This is a genomic window from Salinactinospora qingdaonensis, from assembly GCF_039539445.1.
Classification (GTDB): Bacteria; Actinomycetota; Actinomycetes; order Streptosporangiales; family Streptosporangiaceae; genus Salinactinospora; species Salinactinospora qingdaonensis.
This window is the reverse complement of sequence record NZ_BAABDD010000004.1, coordinates 191,490-207,844: the sequence shown is the minus strand read 5'-3', so window position 1 is coordinate 207,844 and position 16,355 is coordinate 191,490. Positions and strand designations below refer to the sequence as shown.

Sequence of the window (16,355 nt, the reverse complement as noted above, 5' to 3'; positions counted from 1 at the left end):
GGCCCGGGGCGCGCGGCAGCCGAAACCGGCTCTGCGCCGGCCCTGCGCCTCCGCTCGGCCCGAGCTACGGCGGCGCCCGACCCTCAAGGAGCCCGATCCGCCCAATGGCCGAACTACTCCGGGAACGCGCAGCGACCGACCTGAGCCTGCCCGCCCTGACCGACGACCGTGGCACAGCGACCATCGGCGCCCTCGACGCGCGCGTGAACCGCTGGGTGCACACGCTACGGGCCAGCGGGCTGACGGCGGGCGACCGGCTGTGTGTGGCCGCGGGCAACACTAACGAGACCTTCGAGGTCGCCCTCGCCTGCGTGCACGCGGGCGTGACCCTGGTACCGGTCAACTGGCACTTCACCGCGGCCGAGATGGCCCACCTGGTCCGCGACTCCGGCGCCCGCGGCCTGGTCGTCGACCCCGAACGCGCCGCGGTGGCCGCCGGGATCGAGGAGTTCACCACCCCGCCCGCGCTACGGCTCGTGTTGGGCGAGCGGCCCCACAGCGGTTTCCGGGCCACCGAGCCACTGCTGGCCGGCGCCTTGAGCGAAGAGCCCACCGACCAGGTCTCGGGTGCGCTGATGCTCTACACCTCGGGTACGACCGGCACCCCCCGCGGCGTCATCAACGGCGTGCTGACCAGCGGTGGACCGCTCAGCCGGGTCCGTGAGACGCTGCCGGCCCTGGGCAACCGCCTCGGCCTGCCCGAGGGTGGGGCGAGCCTGCTCGCCGGCCCCTGGTACCACTCGGCCCAACTGTTCTTCTCGCTGTTTCCGCTGCTGCGCGGCGCGCACCTGGTCATGCGGCACAAGTTCGACCCGGAGACGACGCTGCGGCTGATCGACTCCGAGGGCGTCAACACTACCCACATGGTGCCGACCCAGTTCGTGCGGCTGCTACGGCTGCCGGAGGAAACCCGCGCCGGATTCTCCGGCGCCAGCCTCACCCGCGTCTGGCACGGCGGCGGGAGCTGCCCGGTGGAGGTCAAGCGCCGCATGATCGAGTGGTGGGGGCCGGTGCTACTGGAGTACTACGCCGCCACCGAAGCCGGCGTGGTCACGCTGATCGACTCCAAGACATGGCTGCGCAAACCGGGGAGCGTGGGGCGTCCCCTGCCGCGCACCGACATCCTCATCGTCGACGACGACGGCGACCCGCTGCCCCCCGGCCAGCCGGGACGTGTCTTCATCCGGCGCTCCCCCAAGGGCGACTTCAGCTACTACAACGACCCCGAGAAGACCCGGCAGGCCCACCTCGGCCCCGGGACCTTCACCTACGGCGACCTGGGCTGGCTGGACGCCGACGGCTACCTGTTCCTCAGCGGTCGCTCCGCCGACACCATCGTCTCGGGCGGGGTAAACGTCTACCCGGCCGAGGTCGAGGAGGTGCTCCTTGATCACCCCGCGGTCGGTGACGCGGCCGTGCTGGGCGTGCCCGACGAGGAGTTCGGGGAGCGCGTGGTGGCCGCGGTGCGGCTCACCCCGGAAACCCCCGAGGGCACCGATCCGGCCGAGGCTCTCGACGCCTTCTGCCGGAGCCGGCTGGCGGGCTTCAAGGTGCCCCGAGCCTACGAGGTGGTCGACCACCTCCCCCGCGACGAGATGGGCAAACTGCGGAGACGGGAGCTCCGTCCGCTCTTCCCCTCCCTCTCCCCTGCGCAGCGAAACGGTGGGATCTCATGACAGCCAACACCACGATGCTCTCCGACCCGGCCGTCTTCGGTGCCGGTGTGCCCCACGACGAGTTCGCGCGGCTGCGCAGCCGGGAACCGGTCTCGTGGGTCGCTGAAGCCGACCTGGAACGCCACGGCCCGCGAGGCAGCGTCGTGCGCCGCGGCACCGGCTACTGGGCGGTGACCAGGCACGCCGCTGTCCTGGAGGCGTCACGCGACACCGAGACCTTTTCCTCGGGCGAGCGCGGGGCTTTCCTGAACGACCCCGTCTCGCGCGCCGACCTGATCCGCACCCGCCAACTGCTGGTCAACATGGACGCCCCCCAGCACGCCCGCACCCGCCGCCTGGTGACGGCGGTGTTCACCCCGCGCGCGGTCGGCCGGCTGCGCGACTCGGTGCGCGCTCACGCCGCCGCGATCGTGGGGCGTCTCAAAGACGACGAGGAGTTCGACGTCGTCCGCGACATGGCCGCCGAACTTCCCCTGCTGGTCCTGGCGGACCTGCTCGGGATGCCGCGCGCCGACCGCTCCCTGCTGTTCGAGTGGAGCAACAACCTCGTCGGCTTCGACGACCCGGTCTACGGCGGCGGGGACGTCGATACGTTCAAACGCACGTTCCAGGAGGCGTTCGCCTACGCCTCGGCCGCCGCCGAGGAAAAGCGCCGCCGTCCGGGAGAGGATCTGGTCAGCCGGTTGGTCTCGGTGGAGATCGACGGTAGGAAACTCACCGAACTGGAATTTTGCAACTTGTGGATTCTGCTCGTGGTGGCCGGTAACGAGACCACTCGGCACCTGATCTCGGGCGGGCTGCACGCGCTGGCCGAACACCCCGACCAGCGCGACCGGCTCGTCGCCGACCCGCAGCTACTGCCGCGCGCCGTCGACGAGCTGCTGCGCTGGGTCACGCCGATCATGCAGTTCCGCCGCACCGCCGTGCGCGACACGGTCCTGGACGGCCAGCCGATCGCGACCGGTGACAAAGTCGTGCTCTACTACATCTCGGCCAACCGCGACCCGGAGGTCTTCGAGGCACCCGACCAGCTCGACCTGGGACGCGACCCCAACCCGCACCTGGCCTTCGGCCACGGAGCCCACTTCTGTCTGGGCTCGCACCTGGCCCGGCTGGAGGCGGCGGAGCTGCTCGACCTGCTCCGCCCCGACCTGGGCCGGCTGCGCCTGAGCGCGCCCCCGGAGCGGCTGGAGTCGAACTTCATGAACGGCATCAGGAAGATGCCGGCTCGCCTGCTCCCGAGCTAACCTCGTCGTGGCGGGCTCCGGAGTCGGCCAGTCGCTCCCGTAGCTGGGCACGGGCGATCTTCTCGGTGCCGGTGGTGGGCAGTTCGCTGACGTTGACCACGCGGCGGGGCCGCTTGTCGTCGGAGATCCGGCCCCGCAGCCACGCGCGCACCTCGGCGACCTCCAGCGGACGATCCCCGACGACGAACGCGCACACCGCCTGCCCCCATTCGGGGTCGGGCGCGCCGACCACGGCGCACTGGCGGATCTCAGGGTGCTGGGAGAGCACCGCCTCGACGTCGGCGGGGAAGATGTTGACGCCGCCGCTGATGATCATGTCGTCGGAGCGGTCGATGAGGTGGACATAGCCATCGTCGTCGACGAATCCGAGGTCACCGACGGTGGCCCACCCCTGGCCCGAGTCGTCGGGGGCGTCGGCGCCGTCGCGCAGGTAGCCCGCGAACGCCAAGGGGGTGCGGCCCCGCAACAGCCCCACGTGACCGGGGCCGAGCCGCTCCTGGCCCTCGAACGCGGCCACCTCGACACCGGGGAAGGGCCGGCCACACGAGGTCGGCCGCTCCAGCAGCGACGCCGGCGGCATGGCGGTCATCGGACCGAGTTCGGTGCTGCCGTAGCAATCCAGCAGTACGTGACCCAGCGCGGCCACCGCCCGCCGCTTCAGCTCCGGCCGGAAAGGCTCACCGGAAACCACGACGGTCTCCAGCGTCTCGGGGGCGGGCGCTCCGGACTCGACGGCTTCGACGAGGCGCCGCAGTAGCGTCGGGGTGCAAAACGAGGCCGTCACCCCGTGCCGGCGAGCCGCGGCGAGCCACCCGACCGGGTCGAAGCTGGGCCGCAGCACCACCGCCCCACCCCGGGCCAACACCATGAGAGCGCAAGTCCACGGTCCGGAGTGGTAGAGAGGGCCGGAGGAGAGGTAACGGGTGGCGCTGTGGAAGCCGAAAGCGTCGGCGATGGCCGTGGAGAGCGCGGCGTCACCGCTGGTGCGCAGCGCGGCTTTGGGTGAGCCGGTGGTTCCGGAGGTGAACAGCATGGAGGCTCCCGCGCCCAGCCGGCCCGTGGCGGCTCCCGCCGGTGCGGGCGGTGCGGTGCGCTCCTCGCTGGGGGGCGGGTCGCCGCCGGTCTCGGTGGCTTCGGCCGCATCGACGTCGAGGAGGGCGACGCTGTCGGCGGCGCCGGCCACGGCCTCGTGCGTGGTGGCGTCGACGACGGCCACGGCGGGCTGGGCAAACGCCAGCATCCGGGACAGTTCGGCCCGCGAGGAGCGGTAGCTCAAGGCCACCACTACCGCGCCCACACGCTGGGCGGCCAAGGCGAGCAGCACCACCTCGGCCCGGTTCGGCATCGACCAGGCGATCCGGTCGCCCGGGCCGGCCCCGTGAGCGCGCAGCCGCGCCGCGAGCGCCTCGACGCGCTGGTCGGCTTGGGCGCGGCTCAGTGAGCCGGTGTCGTCAACGACGGCTAGGGCCTCCGGGGCAGCGGCGGCCAGGGCACGGAAAGCTTCGCTCATGGGGACTCAGCCAGGGCTCAAGGTTCGGGTGGGACGCCGTCACGGCCACCCCGCGAGGACGAGGAGCGAGCCTAGCCCTCGGTGCTGGGACGGTAGGAGCCCACGCTCCAGACGTTGCCCTCGGGGTCACGGATCGAGAAGCCTTCGCCGCCGTAGTCCTCGCTGCGGAACTCGCGTACCACCTCGACGTCGAAGCTGCTGGCGCGTTTCCACGCCGCCGCCACGTCGTCGATGACGAGGTAGATCGCCGAGGGGCCGGAGCCGAGGTCGATGCGGTCCTCGTCTTCAGTGGGGACCGAGGCGAGCATGACGAGCCCGTTGCCCAAGGCGAGTTGGGCGTGGGCGACGCTGCCCTCGGGGCCGTCGGAACCGTCGACCACCAGAACCCGGCGGAAGCCGAGTACCTCCTCCAGCCAGGTGATGGCCGCCCGGGCGTCCTGGTAGCGAAGCGTGGGGATGATGTCTGGAGTGTTGCCCATAGGGCCCCTCCCGCCGACGGAAACCGGAGCGAAACGACGTGCTGGGTACTACAGGCCAAGGGTAACGACCCGCCGCCGCATCCGCCTGGTCAACACGGCCGCATCGGCTGCAATGCGGCGAACGGTGAAGATGTGACCAGGGGGATCACAGAGAATCGCAGCTTCCTATGAGGCATATCACACTCTATGAGGGGGCGGTCTTCCCCGCGGGAGACCACCCCTCGTAACCCCGCACAGGGCCGGCGGCGCCTTCAGGGAAGTGAACGGCTCCCGGGCGGACGGGGCGACTGCGACGGGGCGCCGGCCCTCGACGTCGACGAGCGCGGGATCGGGCCGCCCCAGCGGGGGAGGGCACCGCGGGCATGGCCGGAGACCGGCCGCCTCGCCGCGGGGAGAACGGTGCGCTTGACACCCCACATGCGCATACCGCACTATCAACCTACAGGTTTATAAACCGAAGGGTTGTATAAAAGATGGCCGAGGATCAGCTCAGCGCCACCTTCACCGCGCTGGCCGACCCGACACGCCGGGCGATCCTGGTCCGGCTGGCCCAAGGCGAGGCGACGGTCAACGAACTGGCGGAACCGTTCTCCATCAGCCTCCAGGCGATCTCCAAACACCTGAAGGTGCTCGAACGGGCCGGGCTGATCACGCGGGGCCGCGACGCCCAATGGCGCCCCTGCCGGTTGGAGACGGCGCCGTTGGACAGCGCGTCCGAGTGGATCGAGCGTTACCGGGAGATCCGACGCGACCAGTTCGACCGACTTGACCGGGAAATCCAACGCATCCGCGAAGAACACAAGGAGCAGGACCATGAACGAGACTGAGTTCGTCATCGAACCGGGCCGGCAGGACATCGTCGTCAAGCGCGTCTTCGACGCCTCCCCCGACGTAGTGTTCCAAGCATTCACCGACCCCAAGCTCATCCCCAACTGGTGGGGGCCGCGGCGTTACTCGACCGTCGTCGACCGGGCAGAGGTGCACTCAGGAGGCGCGTGGCGCTTCATCAACCGCGACGCCGAGGGCAACGACTACGGGTTCCACGGGGTCTACCACGAGGTCGCGGCTCCCCAACGGATCGTGCAGACCTTCGAGTTCGAGGGGATGCCGAGACACGTGGCGCTGGAGACGGCCACCTTTGAAGAGGTCGACGGGAAAACCAGGTATGTGGGCACGTCGGTCTTCCAGTCGGTCGAGGACCGTGACGGCATGGTCCAAAGCGGTATGGAGGAGGGCTCCCGGGAGACCATGGACCGCCTCGCCGAGGTGGTCGCGACGCTTTGACGTACTCCTCGACCTAAAAGCCGAGGATTCCGGCCTGGGCCATCACCAACTGGCCGCCGGCGCAGTGGGGGAAGCCGAAAGCGTGCCCCCAGCCTTCACTGCGCCGCCCCCGCCGACAGCGGGTAGAGTGCGCCCGAAGCCCACGAATCCCCATAACCACAGGGGTTGCGGCGATAGGAGGCCAGCACCGTATGGACGTGACCGCACCCGAGTTCGACGTGGCCATGCGCGGCTACGCCCGCGACCAGGTCGTACCTCTGGTCGAGCGGATCATCGCCACCCTTGAGGCGCGCCAGGGCGCGGCACCGCCGGAGCAGCCGGTCACCTCCGCCGAGGTGCAGCAGACCCGATTCGACGTCGTGCTGCGCGGCTTCAACCGCACGCAGGTCAAGGAGTATCTCGCCAGCGTGGCGGGCCTGCTGGACTAGGTTCTGTTTTTCGGAAAGGCGGCGAGAGCCGGCAGTGAGCGCCTCCGCTGTCACCCCTCGGGCGGTCGAGATCGCACAGCGATCGAGGCATGAGCCAACGACGAACACCCTCTACAGCCCCAGCCCAGCCATCCGAAAAACGGAGAACCTCGCGCGCCTTAGCCGGTGACCGAGATCCGCCCACGACGCCGGCGAGGGCGGTTCCCTCCCGGTGGCACGGTGGTGCGGACCGCTCCGGCTGAGGTTCCTTGCCCCCGGCAACGGCCAAGGGATCGGTGCGGCGCACCGCTGGCTCCCGGTTGATCCGCGGGGTGTCCGCACCTGGCCGTCCGTCTTCAGTTCACGACGACAGCCATGGGGCTTACAATAAGCGCGCTTCTCATGGTGCCCAGCCTGCTCCCCGTGACCGTGGCGCTGCGAGGCCATCACACCCGGCGGGAGGGGCACTCAACGGGAGCACAGTTCGCACATCCCCCACTGCGCGAAAGGACTCGGCATGCGAACAACGACGACGATGGCCACACTCGGCGCGCTCACCCTCACGGCGGTTGTGGGAGCCGCCGCACCGGCCGCCGCCGAGCCGGCATGGGGCCCCTTCGCGGTCCACACCTTCACCATGTACGAGGGCGAGGGCACCAGCGGTCCGGTCCTGTCGCAGGTCACGTTGGAGTGCTACCCCACCGACGGCACCCACCCCAGCGCCGACGAGGCCTGCTCCACTCTCACCAACGTTTGGGGCGACTTCGAGAACCTGCCCCAGCAGCAGGGGGTGCCGTGCTACGACGTGTGGGCCCCGGTGACCGTGACTGCGCAGGGCCACTGGTTCAACCAGTCCACCGACTTCGAGCGCACCTACAGCAACGACTGTGACGCCGCCGTCATCTCCGGCAGGGTCTTCGACTTCTAGGCGAGGCAGCCCTCTCCCGACCAGTGTTCCCGTGATCGCTCCCGGCCCACCGACCACGGCCGGGAGAAGGGACCGGACCCCGAGCGCGCCGGCGCGGGCGGCCGGCAGGGCCGCCCCGTGACGCAGCCGCATTGTGCCCCCGGCAACTGGTTGCCGGGGGCACATGCGAAGACGGGGGCGTCAGATCTTGTAGACGACCCAGAAACCGTCGTACTCGCCTCCGCTGCAAGAGGTGAGCGAGGGGCTGCTCAGGTCCAGCACGACCCACCCGCCACTGATGTAGCAGTCCTCCGCGGAGATGAACCTTTCGGCGGCAGCGGGAGTCGCCATCGCCACCGAGAGGGTCGCGGCGATACCGGTAGCGGCGAGCGCGGCGGTGATCCGACGGACCATGACACTCCAATCACTCTCTGTAGTATTACCAAGACAGAGAGTGCCCAGACGTGCTGTCACAGAAACCCACCGAACCGGCCGCGCCCCGGGTGACCTCGCCCACCGGAAACGACGAGAAGAGTGCGGGGGACGAGCCGACCTGCATGGGCGGCACCAGCCCCCGCCGGCGTCAAGGACGGCGGATCACTCGTCGAGTTGGTTGAGCAAGGCGCGGGTTTCGGCGCTCATCTCCCGGCCAGCCTGGTCAAGGGCGCTGACGAGGCGCTGCGCTGCGCGGTTGACGGCCTCCGGGGCACCGGCCCGGTGCTCGACGCGGAACAGGTCGCGGTAGAGAAGCTCGTTGGCCGGGTCGATGCGCAGGATCGTGGTGAGTACATCGCGGGCGGCGGCCATCTCGCCCGCGGCCATCTGGCGTGCGGCCAAAGTGTGGGCTACCTCGGCGATGGCGCCAAGGATCGTGGGTCTGAGCGGCCCGGCCCAGGCGTAACGATCCGGGGAGGCACTGGTGAAAGGCTCACCGCGGACCAGATCGAGCGCCTGCCGGAGGGCGGCGGTGCCCTCCGGAGTGTCGTCATCCATCCCGAAGCGAGCCAACGCCTGGAAGTCGTACCAGTCACATCCCACGGTCCCGGCCAGCGCATACGTGCCGTCACTGCCGCGTTTAGGGAAGTAGGCGTTGCCCTCGGCGTCCCGCCCCAACCAGGAGCGCAACCGGCTGAGACTGGCCGAGCGGGTGGAGGCCGACCAGGGGCCGTTGGCTCCTCCCATAGCGCGGGAGAGGTCGTCGGGAGTCTGCCCCGGGGCAAGCTTGAGCAGGCACGCCAACTCGACGAGGCCGCGGCGTTTGCCGGCCTCAAGTTCCCGGGTGTCAACGCCGGTGATATCGACCGGCCCGAGAACGCGGATGCGTGGCCCAGCGGCGGGGTCGCCTGGCGCCGCCGCGGTGGACGGTGCCGGTTCGGACGACACGGCACCGGGGCGCGGCGCTGGGGCGGTGGCACTGGTCGCCGTGGCGCGGTGGCCGCTTTCCGGCCACTCGCGCCCCGCCTGGGCGGGCACCGCCAGGAGTTCGGTGAGCGCCTCATCTGTGCGGGAGCCGCCTCGCGGCGTCGCTTCCGCTCCCCGTTCCCACGGCTCGTCTTCCCGCTCGCGCGCGGGAGCACTGGAAGGCTGGGTGAGGCCGGCCAGGACGGCGGCGACGTGCGCGTGCCGGTCGGCGGTGAGTCGCCCAAGTGTAACGGTGCGCCCCAGCGCAGGCAGGTGAACCTTCGCGCCGGGGGTGGTGTCGAGTGTCCAGTCAGTGGGGAAGCGGTGCTGGTGCTCCTCGGCGCGGGCCACGATGGCCAGCGGCACGTCTGGGGCGGCGAGCATGGCTTCCCGCAGTCGCAGCATGTCGCCCTCGCCGAAGGGGTGAGCGGAGAGGATGAGGTGTGGCGCCTGCTCTTGCGCGCCGGTGGCGGCGTGCCGGTGGTGCCGCTGCGACGCGCGGGCGGCGACACTGAGCTGGTCGAGGCAGTCGCGCAGGGTGGCGCTGTGGCGTAACCGGCCGGTGGGTTCCAGTGTGGGCACCTCCGCGCCGAAGCCGACGGTGGTGACGGTGAGCCGGTCGCCCCACTCCGAGGTGGTCAGTTCCAGCGCCATGGCGGTGAGCACGTCGCGGGCGTGCCCTGAGGTTCCGGTGAGGTTGAGCGCGCCGGCCTCGGTGAGGTCGACGAGCACGTGGGCGCCGGTGGTGTCGCATCCCACTGTCACCAGGGCCGGGTACGGCGCGGGGATCGTGGCCGCCTCGGGTGCGGCCAGCAGCGCCGCGTTATCGCGGTCGAGCAGCCACGCGTAGTGGCCGGTCGACCGGAACGGGGCGATCCCCTCCTCGGTCGCCGCGGCCAGCAGCAGTTCACATCCGCGCTCGGTGAGGCGCGCCCCCAGCAGTCGTGGCGTTTCCGCGCCCGTGTCGGCCGCCTGGGCGGCCATGGAGCGAAGCGCACGATCAAGCAGGTCGAAACGGGACTCACTGTCATCGTCTCCGGCCGCGTCGGGCGCGGCCGGCTCAGCGGAAACGGCGGGTCCAGCGGCTCCCGCGCCGGGCTGCTCCGCTGCGGGGCCGGCGCCGAGATCATCAACGGTGGCGGCAGCGGCGACGCCGGTGGGCTCCGGTGTCGAGGCCGGCTCAGGCGAGCCGCCGCCAGGGCGGGGCGGGGCCGCTGTCATAACCGTGGGGGCTTGCCCCCGTCGAGGCTGGGGAACAGCCGGCTGGCGGTCGTGGGCGGTGAGGTCGGTGGCGACGCCCGGGGCCCGGTCGCGGCCGGCTGCGGCAGCGCCGACGAGCTGAGGCGCAGCGGCCTGGGGCGCGGGCTCGGCAACAGGCGCCGCAAGGTGCGCAGCGTACTCGCTGTACTCGCTGAACGGGTCGGGCAGGAGCAACTCCCAGCCGGGCTCTAGGAACTCGTCGCCGGTGAGGACGGTGCCGTCGGGCATCCGGCGGCCGGTGTTGCAGTCGATGAGCTCGCGGTAGCGGTCGCGGTCGCCCAATTGGTCGCGGGCGATGCTGAAGTAGGTGTCGTGACGCTGTGTGGTGTAGGTGCGCCGACGGGGGAGTGGCTCCTCCGCCCCGGCAGCGGGCCGCACGTTTTGGTCGGCCGCGTCGGTTCCCGAGACCGCGGACGCGAGAGCGAACTCGGGGACGGGCATGGGTGGCAGCAGGATGAGGTCGACGCTGTGAGGCGCCATAGCGGTGGAGACGAGCGTGGCCGCGGCGTGCTGGCCCCAGCCCAGCCCACGGAGGCGCGGGGTGGGGCGCTGGCGCAGTTGGGCGAGAACTTCGACGGCGATGCAGCCGGTGAGTGCCCCCCAGGCCAGCCAACTCGCAGCCAGCGCCGCGGCGAGGAACACGGTGCCATCGCCGGGGTGAGCCAGGGCGGCGAGCGCGGGGCTCCAGATGGGCCCGCCCGGCGGCAGGAGTGCGACGGTGCACCATCCCAACACCACCGGGGTGGCGAGCAGGAGTGCGACTAGGGCAGTCAGGGCCGCGCCGGCGCGGGGGCGCGGATCGCGGCCACCGTGGGAACGACCATGCAACCGAAGCGTCATATCCGGACTACTCCCGTTCTCGTGCCGGTCTCGCGGCACGTGTCGACACAGTTTTTCCACAAGCCTGTGGAAAACATGGCCTGCCACCCCCAGCAGGTACCGCAAGCACCGCGCGGCGCGCGGCCGGCGGAGCGAACAGCACCGGGCCAGGCATGGTGACACCTCCTTCGTCGGGGGGGTTCAACCGGCAAGCAGCCGGACTACGAGAGGACAGCTCAACAGCGCCACGAGGCACGCCCCCAAGGCGGCTACGGGGATGGCCATAGCACCGCCGGCCACGCCAACACGGCCGCGCCGTTGGGCAAGCGGCTGGTCGCGGAGCCCTCGGGCCCGGGTCAACAGCGTGTCGGCCACGGTGACCCCATCGGCGGCGCCGGCCATGAGCTCGGCACAGTCGGCCAGTTCGGGGATGCCGACCCGGGGGGCGAGCTCGCGCAGTCCCTCCCATGCGGGGCGGCGTTGCAACTGGGCACGCTCCACCGCCGCGTGCAGCCGGGCGAACATCCAGGTTTGGCTGACGCGGGCCGCCTGAACAAGGGCCTGCTGGGCGGTGACCCCGGCGCGGCACTCCAAGGCCACCAGGACCAGGTAGGCGCGCAGAGCGTGCCGGAGCTGGGTGCGGGCCCGGCGGATTCTCACTCGGGCGTCGATGTCGGGCAGGGCGAAGCCGACGACGACGGCAGCGCCCACCGTCGCCGCCGTCACGGCGGGCGACGGAGCGATTCCCACGGGGGTGAGCAGCGCGAACACGGCTCCGGGCACCAATGCGGCGGCGACGGTCCACGCGAGCTTGTGCAGGCCATGGGTGGCTGGGGTGCGACCGATCAGTTCGAGGTCGTGGCGGGGGAGCCGGGCCAAGGCCGCCGCCCGGTCAGGGTCGACCCGCAGCGCTTGGGCGGCGCGTCCCAGCGGCGTGCGCGGACGCGGCGGGTCCGCCGGCGCGGGCGCGAGCAGGGCGCGCAGATCGGGGCGAGCCGGCGCGAGCGCTGCGATGACACAGGTGAGGCCGACGCCTCCCCCGACTCCGGCGGCGATCAGTAACGGCAGGTTCATCGCGGCGACCTCGCACTGGCAGACGGGGCGGATGGGCCAAGGAGCCGAGGCTCGGGCGGGGCCGTGGTGACGTGGCGCAGCCACAGCAGGGCCATGGCCACCGCGGCCAGGGTGGTGGCCAGCGCGACCTGACCGGCGGGGCCACTGTAGGGCGCGACGTAGCCGTCAGCGGCGGCAAGCAGCGCGAAGGCCACGGCGGCGACGAGAGTCAGGGCACGAGCGGTGAGTCGCAGCCGTGCCCGCTCGGCGTCGATCGCGCGCAGGTTGGCCACGTCTTCGGCCAGCCAGTCGGCCAGTTGGCCAAGCGCGTGGGCGGCCCCGGGAGCGCGGTTACGGTAGGCCAACAACAGGTGGGCGGACACCTGATCGCCGGCGAACCCGGCCGCCTCACCGGCGAAGGAGCGCAGCGCAGCGGGGGGCCGGTGCCCCTGCAACAGCCGCGCGGCCAACTGCCGTACCTGCGGCGCGAGAGCGGCGGGCGCGTTGTCGGCTGAGGCGGTCAGTGCCTGTTCCAGGGTCATACCGGCCAGCAGCCGATCGGCCAGGAACCGCACCCATTCTTCGGTGGCTTCCAGATGGGCGACGCGCTCGCGGGCCGTGGCCGATCCGTCGAACAGCAGCGCCAGCGCGGCCACGACGAGAGGCACCACGATGGCCACGCCGAGCCAACCGATGGCCAGCCAGGCCAGTATCCCGGCCGCTGCCGCCAGGCCGGCCTGCACCAACCCTGGCCGGCGGCGGCCCCGCTGGCGCACGCGAGGTTGCGGCGCGGGAGCCGGCCGGCAGCCGACGACGACCATCGCGGCGCCGCCGGCGATGCCGATGCCGGCGAGCGCGGCGGGCACGGCGGCGAGGAGCGTGACGGGCAACGGCGGGCTCACGACGAGACCCCCGGAACGGTACGGGTGGTCGCGTGCCACTGCTCGTCTCCGGGGCGCAGCCACCGCGGGTGCAGGCCGGCCCGCGCCAGGGCGTCCTCCAACGGCGTGGGGGTCCCGGTGGCCGCGGCGCGGCCGTCAGCGGCGGGCGCATACATGTCGGTGATGGCCGGCTTCCCGTTCTCACCAGGGGCGACGGCGATGACTTCGCGTACGAAGCGGTGGCGCTCGCCGCCGCCCTCGCGCCAACTGTCGTCGACGAGTTGGATGTGCACGACTAGATCGACGGCCTCAGCGATCATCCGGTAGGCGACCTCAGCGGCGAGACCGTAGCGCCCGCACAGCGCGACCAGGCGCTCGACGGCCCCGCGCGCGGAGTGGGCGTGCAGCGTGGCCATGGAGCCACCCTCACCGGTGGTCATAGCATCGAGCATCGGCAGCACCTCGGGGCCGCGCACCTCGCCGACGATGATGCGGCTCAGGTTCAGCCACAGGCTGTCGCGGATAATCTGGTCCAGGCCGATCTCCCCGGCGGGCCGGCCGTCGGACCCCAATTCGGCCCCGCCCTCGCGCGCCTGCATGGCCACCATGTGCGGATGCTGGCCGATGCGGTCCAGATGGAGTTCGTACTCCCGCTCGACAGAGGCGAAACGCTGGTGGGAGGGGATCTCGCCGGCCAGCGCCCGCAGCAGCGTAGTCTTGCCGCTGTTCTGCGGCCCGGTGACGAGGATGTTCTTTCCGGCCCGCACCGCGGCGGCCAGCACCTGGCGCAGCCCCTCCGAAACCATGCCGCGGTCGGCCAGATCTTCCAAGCTCATCCGGTGCAGTTGGTGGCGGCGGATGACCACGTGGGGGCGCCGGGTGGTCTCGATCATCGCCACCAGCCGGCTGCCGTCGGCCAACTCCAGATGCAGACTGGGGCTGGCTGCGGACAGGGACCGGCCGGCTTGGCAGGCCAGGAACCGCAGTTCCGCGATGAGTTCCTCGTCGCTGTCGGCCACCGGGGCCGCGCGCCGCAGTTCACCACGGGAGGTACGCAGCCACACCTCGTCGTGGCCGTTGATCTCGATGTTCTCGACGTCCTCGCCTAACAGAGGCTGGAGCCGGCCCAGCCCGAACAGCGAGTCCCACAGCGCCGAACGTAACCGTTGCTCCTGGACGAGCGTGGGCACAGGCGCACCGGAGTCGACGCGGTGGTGGCTCCACTCCTGCACCGCCTGGGCAACGAGGGCGCGGCCGAGTTGGCGCCGGTACTCCTCGTCGACGTGGCGCTCGCCCACCTCGCCCGTCAGGCGCTCCACCACCAGCGCGCGCAGTCGGCGCACGTCCTCCCAGTCAACCGCCTCATCTTTGGTACTGGCCGGAGTGTGAAGCCGGGTGCGCAACTCAACGACCGACATGGGCCGGTGCCTCCCCTCTACGGTGGGCATCAATGGTCACCGCCTCCCCCGCGGCATCGTCGCCGGAGTGGGTGGCGGGCTCGGGGCCACGGCCCCGCAGGGCCACGGCCGCAGTGCGGGCGGCACGCATGAACCGGCCGCGTGGGAACCCGCGGGGCGCGGAGGCACGCTCGGTGAGCACACGGGCCGCTATCGGGTCGTGGGGCAGCGTGGCCACCACGTCCATCCCGGTCTCGCGCACCTCCCAGGGGCGGTAGGACCCCTCGATCATCAAGCCGACCAGCGCATCGGAGTGGCCCGTGGCCTCCTCCAGACGGGAGCGCAGGTGCTCGGCGCGCGACCGCGCCGCCGTGATCGAGGGCAGCGTCGCGCGAAACACCAGGACAACCAGGTCAGCGACCTCGATTAGTCGCCAGGGCAGGTGCGGGTGGTCCAGCCGCCCGCAGTCGACGAGCAGATCCACCCGCTTGGTCCAGATCGGATCGCGGACCCAAAACCGTGAGGCGGCCTCCAACAGCGGTGACCACAGCGTGTCCAGGCTCGCGCCCAAGAACGGTTCGGGCAGGCCGGGCAGCACGAGACGGGTGGCCTCGGTGGCGTCGAGCGACAGGCACTGCCGGGCGATGTCGACCGCCGTGAGGCCGTACCGGGCTGTCTTGGCCAACTGCAACAGGTTGCGCCGTCCCGCGTCGGCGCCCTGCAAGAACCCGGAGCGCAGGTCGCCTCCTGCCGGGTCGCCCTCGACCATCAGCACCGGGTGGGGCCAGGTCATCGCCATCGCCAGCGCGGCGGTGGTCGCGCCGGGCGCGCCCTTGGCCGTCACCATGCAGACCAGCACTGTCAGTCCTTTCCTCCGGCGGGGTTGACGACCACGGCGATGTTGCCGGTGGCCGCTCGTGCCGCCAGCGCCGCGCCGTCGGATTGGTCCACCTCGACATCGACGACCCGAGTCCCGGACTCGTCGGGTTCGCCGACCCGGGTCACCGTCCCCGAGACCGTGGGCGGCGCATCTTCGGGCGGCTTCGCGCCCTTGCCGGGGGTCGAGACGAGATCCACCTCGTCTCCCGACTGCAACCCCTGGGCGGGAACGGCGCTGGGGGGCAACGGCACCGCCACCAGTTGGGTGTCCTCGTTGGGCGGCCGGTCAGCGCGGATACTCTCCGGCGTCAGCAACTGCCCCTTGGTCAGTCCGGTGGCGGCACGCTGGCCGACGACCTTCGACAGGTCCTCGGCCGCGACCGAGGCGACCTGCGCGTCGAGGGCTACCCGTACGGTGACCAGGTCATCGCCGCGCAACTCCCGGCCGTAGCCGACGTCTCGGGCCAGGGCCAGCGCCTCGGTGCGCTCGTCGACGGCCAGGTACAGCGTCGCGGCCAACGCTGCCGAGGCAGCCGTCACGACCACCCCCACCACCAGCAGCCAGGGGCGGCGGCGCGGGCGCAGCGGCCGTACCTGGGGCATGACCTCGATCTCGTCGTCGACGGCTCGCTCGTCCGTCGTGTCGAAATCCGTCTTCAGCAACACGAACCCCCGTTTTTCCGTCCATGGCGGCGCGTCCGTAGCGGCACGCCGGCAGAAGCTGTGCGAGCTACTGGGTGGGTGCCGGAGCCTCCTTGAGCCATAGCGGGGTCGAGAAGCCGTGCCCCGTGGAGTCCGCGCGGTAGGCCAGCCCGATCGTGCCCGCGTGCCCACCTCCGGGGCGCCGCGGGCGAGGAGCGGTCACCGTGCCGGCCCACAGCCGGCGCGGGGCAGGCGTGCCCGCGGGCAGGTAAGGACCGGGGATCGTCGTGGGACGCACACGTGGCGCCTGACCGGTGGCGGGCCGGCGGGACAAGGGCAGTCGGGAGCAGTCGGCCCGTGCCGCTGGCACGGGGCGCGGTAACCAGAACACGCGGCGGTGCTGCCCGGTGCGGTATCGGCCGCTGCGGCTGCCCCCGAGTAGGGCGACCACATACCGGCCGGGCTCGTGTCGGCAGGAACAGCTCACGCCGCCGGGCCTCCCGTTGGCGCTGG

16 protein-coding genes are annotated in these 16,355 nt (G+C 71.5%); 6 read left to right on the top strand and 10 right to left on the bottom strand.

Going from position 1 to position 16,355, the window contains the following annotated elements:
• The first annotated feature begins 104 nt into the window (after nt 1-104).
• Together ABD848_RS06350 and ABD848_RS06345 are read left to right on the top strand one after the other, a co-directional pair.
• Nucleotides 105-1,676: an AMP-binding protein gene (locus ABD848_RS06350; RefSeq protein ID WP_344968332.1), complete on the top strand. Its 1,572-nt coding sequence runs from the start codon at nt 105-107 to the stop codon at nt 1,674-1,676.
• The gene (locus ABD848_RS06345) at nt 1,673-2,923 is read left to right on the top strand and encodes a cytochrome P450 (protein ID WP_344968329.1); all 1,251 of its coding nucleotides are present in this window, start codon (nt 1,673-1,675) and stop codon (nt 2,921-2,923) included. Before ABD848_RS06350 ends, ABD848_RS06345 begins: the two co-directional genes overlap by 4 nt.
• Here ABD848_RS06345 and ABD848_RS06340 read toward each other — a convergent pair.
• Nucleotides 2,889-4,433 (bottom strand): class I adenylate-forming enzyme family protein, encoded by a 1,545-nt coding sequence (locus ABD848_RS06340; RefSeq protein WP_344968327.1) that lies wholly within the window; start codon nt 4,431-4,433, stop codon nt 2,889-2,891. The genes ABD848_RS06345 and ABD848_RS06340 overlap by 35 nt on opposite strands.
• A gap of 71 nt (nt 4,434-4,504) precedes the next feature.
• Nucleotides 4,505-4,912 carry a VOC family protein gene (locus ABD848_RS06335; protein WP_344968325.1) on the bottom strand — a complete coding sequence of 136 codons (408 nt, stop codon included), beginning with the start codon at nt 4,910-4,912 and terminating at the stop codon, nt 4,505-4,507.
• A 473-nt stretch (nt 4,913-5,385) separates the two neighbouring features.
• Between ABD848_RS06335 and ABD848_RS06330 the strand changes: the two genes are divergently transcribed.
• The 4 genes from ABD848_RS06330 to ABD848_RS06315 all read left to right on the top strand — a co-directional run bounded on the left by ABD848_RS06330 (nt 5,386) and on the right by ABD848_RS06315 (nt 7,531).
• Nucleotides 5,386-5,739, top strand: a complete 354-nt coding sequence (locus ABD848_RS06330) for an ArsR/SmtB family transcription factor (protein WP_344968323.1) — start codon at nt 5,386-5,388, stop codon at nt 5,737-5,739.
• Nucleotides 5,726-6,196, top strand: coding sequence for an SRPBCC family protein (locus ABD848_RS06325; protein WP_344968321.1), 471 nt, complete (start codon nt 5,726-5,728; stop codon nt 6,194-6,196). The genes ABD848_RS06330 and ABD848_RS06325 overlap by 14 nt, the downstream gene beginning before the upstream one ends.
• Nucleotides 6,197-6,387: 191 nt before the next feature.
• Complete coding sequence (locus ABD848_RS06320; RefSeq protein WP_344968318.1) at nt 6,388-6,624, top strand: DivIVA domain-containing protein; 237 nt, start codon at nt 6,388-6,390, stop codon at nt 6,622-6,624.
• Between the two features lie 496 nt (nt 6,625-7,120).
• Nucleotides 7,121-7,531 carry an SSI family serine proteinase inhibitor gene (locus tag ABD848_RS06315; RefSeq protein ID WP_344968316.1) on the top strand — a complete coding sequence of 137 codons (411 nt, stop codon included), beginning with the start codon at nt 7,121-7,123 and terminating at the stop codon, nt 7,529-7,531.
• Between the two features lie 180 nt (nt 7,532-7,711).
• Here the strand turns inward: ABD848_RS06315 and ABD848_RS06310 are convergent, their stop codons facing one another.
• From ABD848_RS06310 to ABD848_RS06275, 8 genes are all read right to left on the bottom strand, one after another.
• Nucleotides 7,712-7,924, bottom strand: a complete 213-nt coding sequence (locus ABD848_RS06310; protein ID WP_344968314.1) for a hypothetical protein — start codon at nt 7,922-7,924, stop codon at nt 7,712-7,714.
• Between the two features lie 183 nt (nt 7,925-8,107).
• The gene (locus tag ABD848_RS06305) at nt 8,108-11,011 is read right to left on the bottom strand and encodes a BTAD domain-containing putative transcriptional regulator (protein WP_344968312.1); all 2,904 of its coding nucleotides are present in this window, start codon (nt 11,009-11,011) and stop codon (nt 8,108-8,110) included.
• A gap of 180 nt (nt 11,012-11,191) precedes the next feature.
• Nucleotides 11,192-12,064: a hypothetical protein gene (locus tag ABD848_RS06300; protein ID WP_344968310.1), complete on the bottom strand. Its 873-nt coding sequence runs from the start codon at nt 12,062-12,064 to the stop codon at nt 11,192-11,194.
• Nucleotides 12,061-12,945, bottom strand: a complete 885-nt coding sequence (locus tag ABD848_RS06295; protein WP_344968308.1) for a type II secretion system F family protein — start codon at nt 12,943-12,945, stop codon at nt 12,061-12,063. The genes ABD848_RS06300 and ABD848_RS06295 overlap by 4 nt, the downstream gene beginning before the upstream one ends.
• Entirely contained in the window at nt 12,942-14,342 is a 1,401-nt protein-coding gene (locus ABD848_RS06290; protein ID WP_344968306.1) for a CpaF family protein, read from the bottom strand. The genes ABD848_RS06295 and ABD848_RS06290 overlap by 4 nt, the downstream gene beginning before the upstream one ends.
• Nucleotides 14,329-15,180: a hypothetical protein gene (locus tag ABD848_RS06285; protein WP_344968304.1), complete on the bottom strand. Its 852-nt coding sequence runs from the start codon at nt 15,178-15,180 to the stop codon at nt 14,329-14,331. Before ABD848_RS06285 ends, ABD848_RS06290 begins: the two co-directional genes overlap by 14 nt.
• Nucleotides 15,181-15,182: 2 nt before the next feature.
• Nucleotides 15,183-15,863, bottom strand: coding sequence for an SAF domain-containing protein (locus tag ABD848_RS06280; RefSeq protein ID WP_344968302.1), 681 nt, complete (start codon nt 15,861-15,863; stop codon nt 15,183-15,185).
• Nucleotides 15,864-15,930: 67 nt separating this feature from the next.
• A complete protein-coding gene (locus tag ABD848_RS06275; RefSeq protein WP_344968300.1) occupies nt 15,931-16,140 on the bottom strand; it encodes a hypothetical protein in 210 nt (69 codons plus the stop codon).
• Nucleotides 16,141-16,355 lie beyond the last annotated feature (215 nt).

Excerpts from the sequence above, each read along its gene's own strand:
- ABD848_RS06320 (WP_344968318.1), top strand. The coding sequence starts at position 6,388 with ATGGACGTGACCGCACCCGAGTTCGACGTGGCCATGCGCGGCTACGCC.
- ABD848_RS06350 (WP_344968332.1), top strand. The coding sequence starts at position 105 with ATGGCCGAACTACTCCGGGAACGCGCAGCGACCGACCTGAGCCTGCCC.
- ABD848_RS06290 (WP_344968306.1), bottom strand. The coding sequence starts at position 14,342 with ATGTCGGTCGTTGAGTTGCGCACCCGGCTTCACACTCCGGCCAGTACC.
- ABD848_RS06330 (WP_344968323.1), top strand. The coding sequence starts at position 5,386 with ATGGCCGAGGATCAGCTCAGCGCCACCTTCACCGCGCTGGCCGACCCG.
- ABD848_RS06310 (WP_344968314.1), bottom strand. The coding sequence starts at position 7,924 with ATGGTCCGTCGGATCACCGCCGCGCTCGCCGCTACCGGTATCGCCGCG.
- ABD848_RS06305 (WP_344968312.1), bottom strand. The coding sequence starts at position 11,011 with ATGACGCTTCGGTTGCATGGTCGTTCCCACGGTGGCCGCGATCCGCGC.
- ABD848_RS06345 (WP_344968329.1), top strand. The coding sequence starts at position 1,673 with ATGACAGCCAACACCACGATGCTCTCCGACCCGGCCGTCTTCGGTGCC.
- ABD848_RS06300 (WP_344968310.1), bottom strand. The coding sequence starts at position 12,064 with ATGAACCTGCCGTTACTGATCGCCGCCGGAGTCGGGGGAGGCGTCGGC.
- ABD848_RS06340 (WP_344968327.1), bottom strand. The coding sequence starts at position 4,433 with ATGAGCGAAGCTTTCCGTGCCCTGGCCGCCGCTGCCCCGGAGGCCCTA.
- ABD848_RS06325 (WP_344968321.1), top strand. The coding sequence starts at position 5,726 with ATGAACGAGACTGAGTTCGTCATCGAACCGGGCCGGCAGGACATCGTC.
- ABD848_RS06315 (WP_344968316.1), top strand. The coding sequence starts at position 7,121 with ATGCGAACAACGACGACGATGGCCACACTCGGCGCGCTCACCCTCACG.
- ABD848_RS06335 (WP_344968325.1), bottom strand. The coding sequence starts at position 4,912 with ATGGGCAACACTCCAGACATCATCCCCACGCTTCGCTACCAGGACGCC.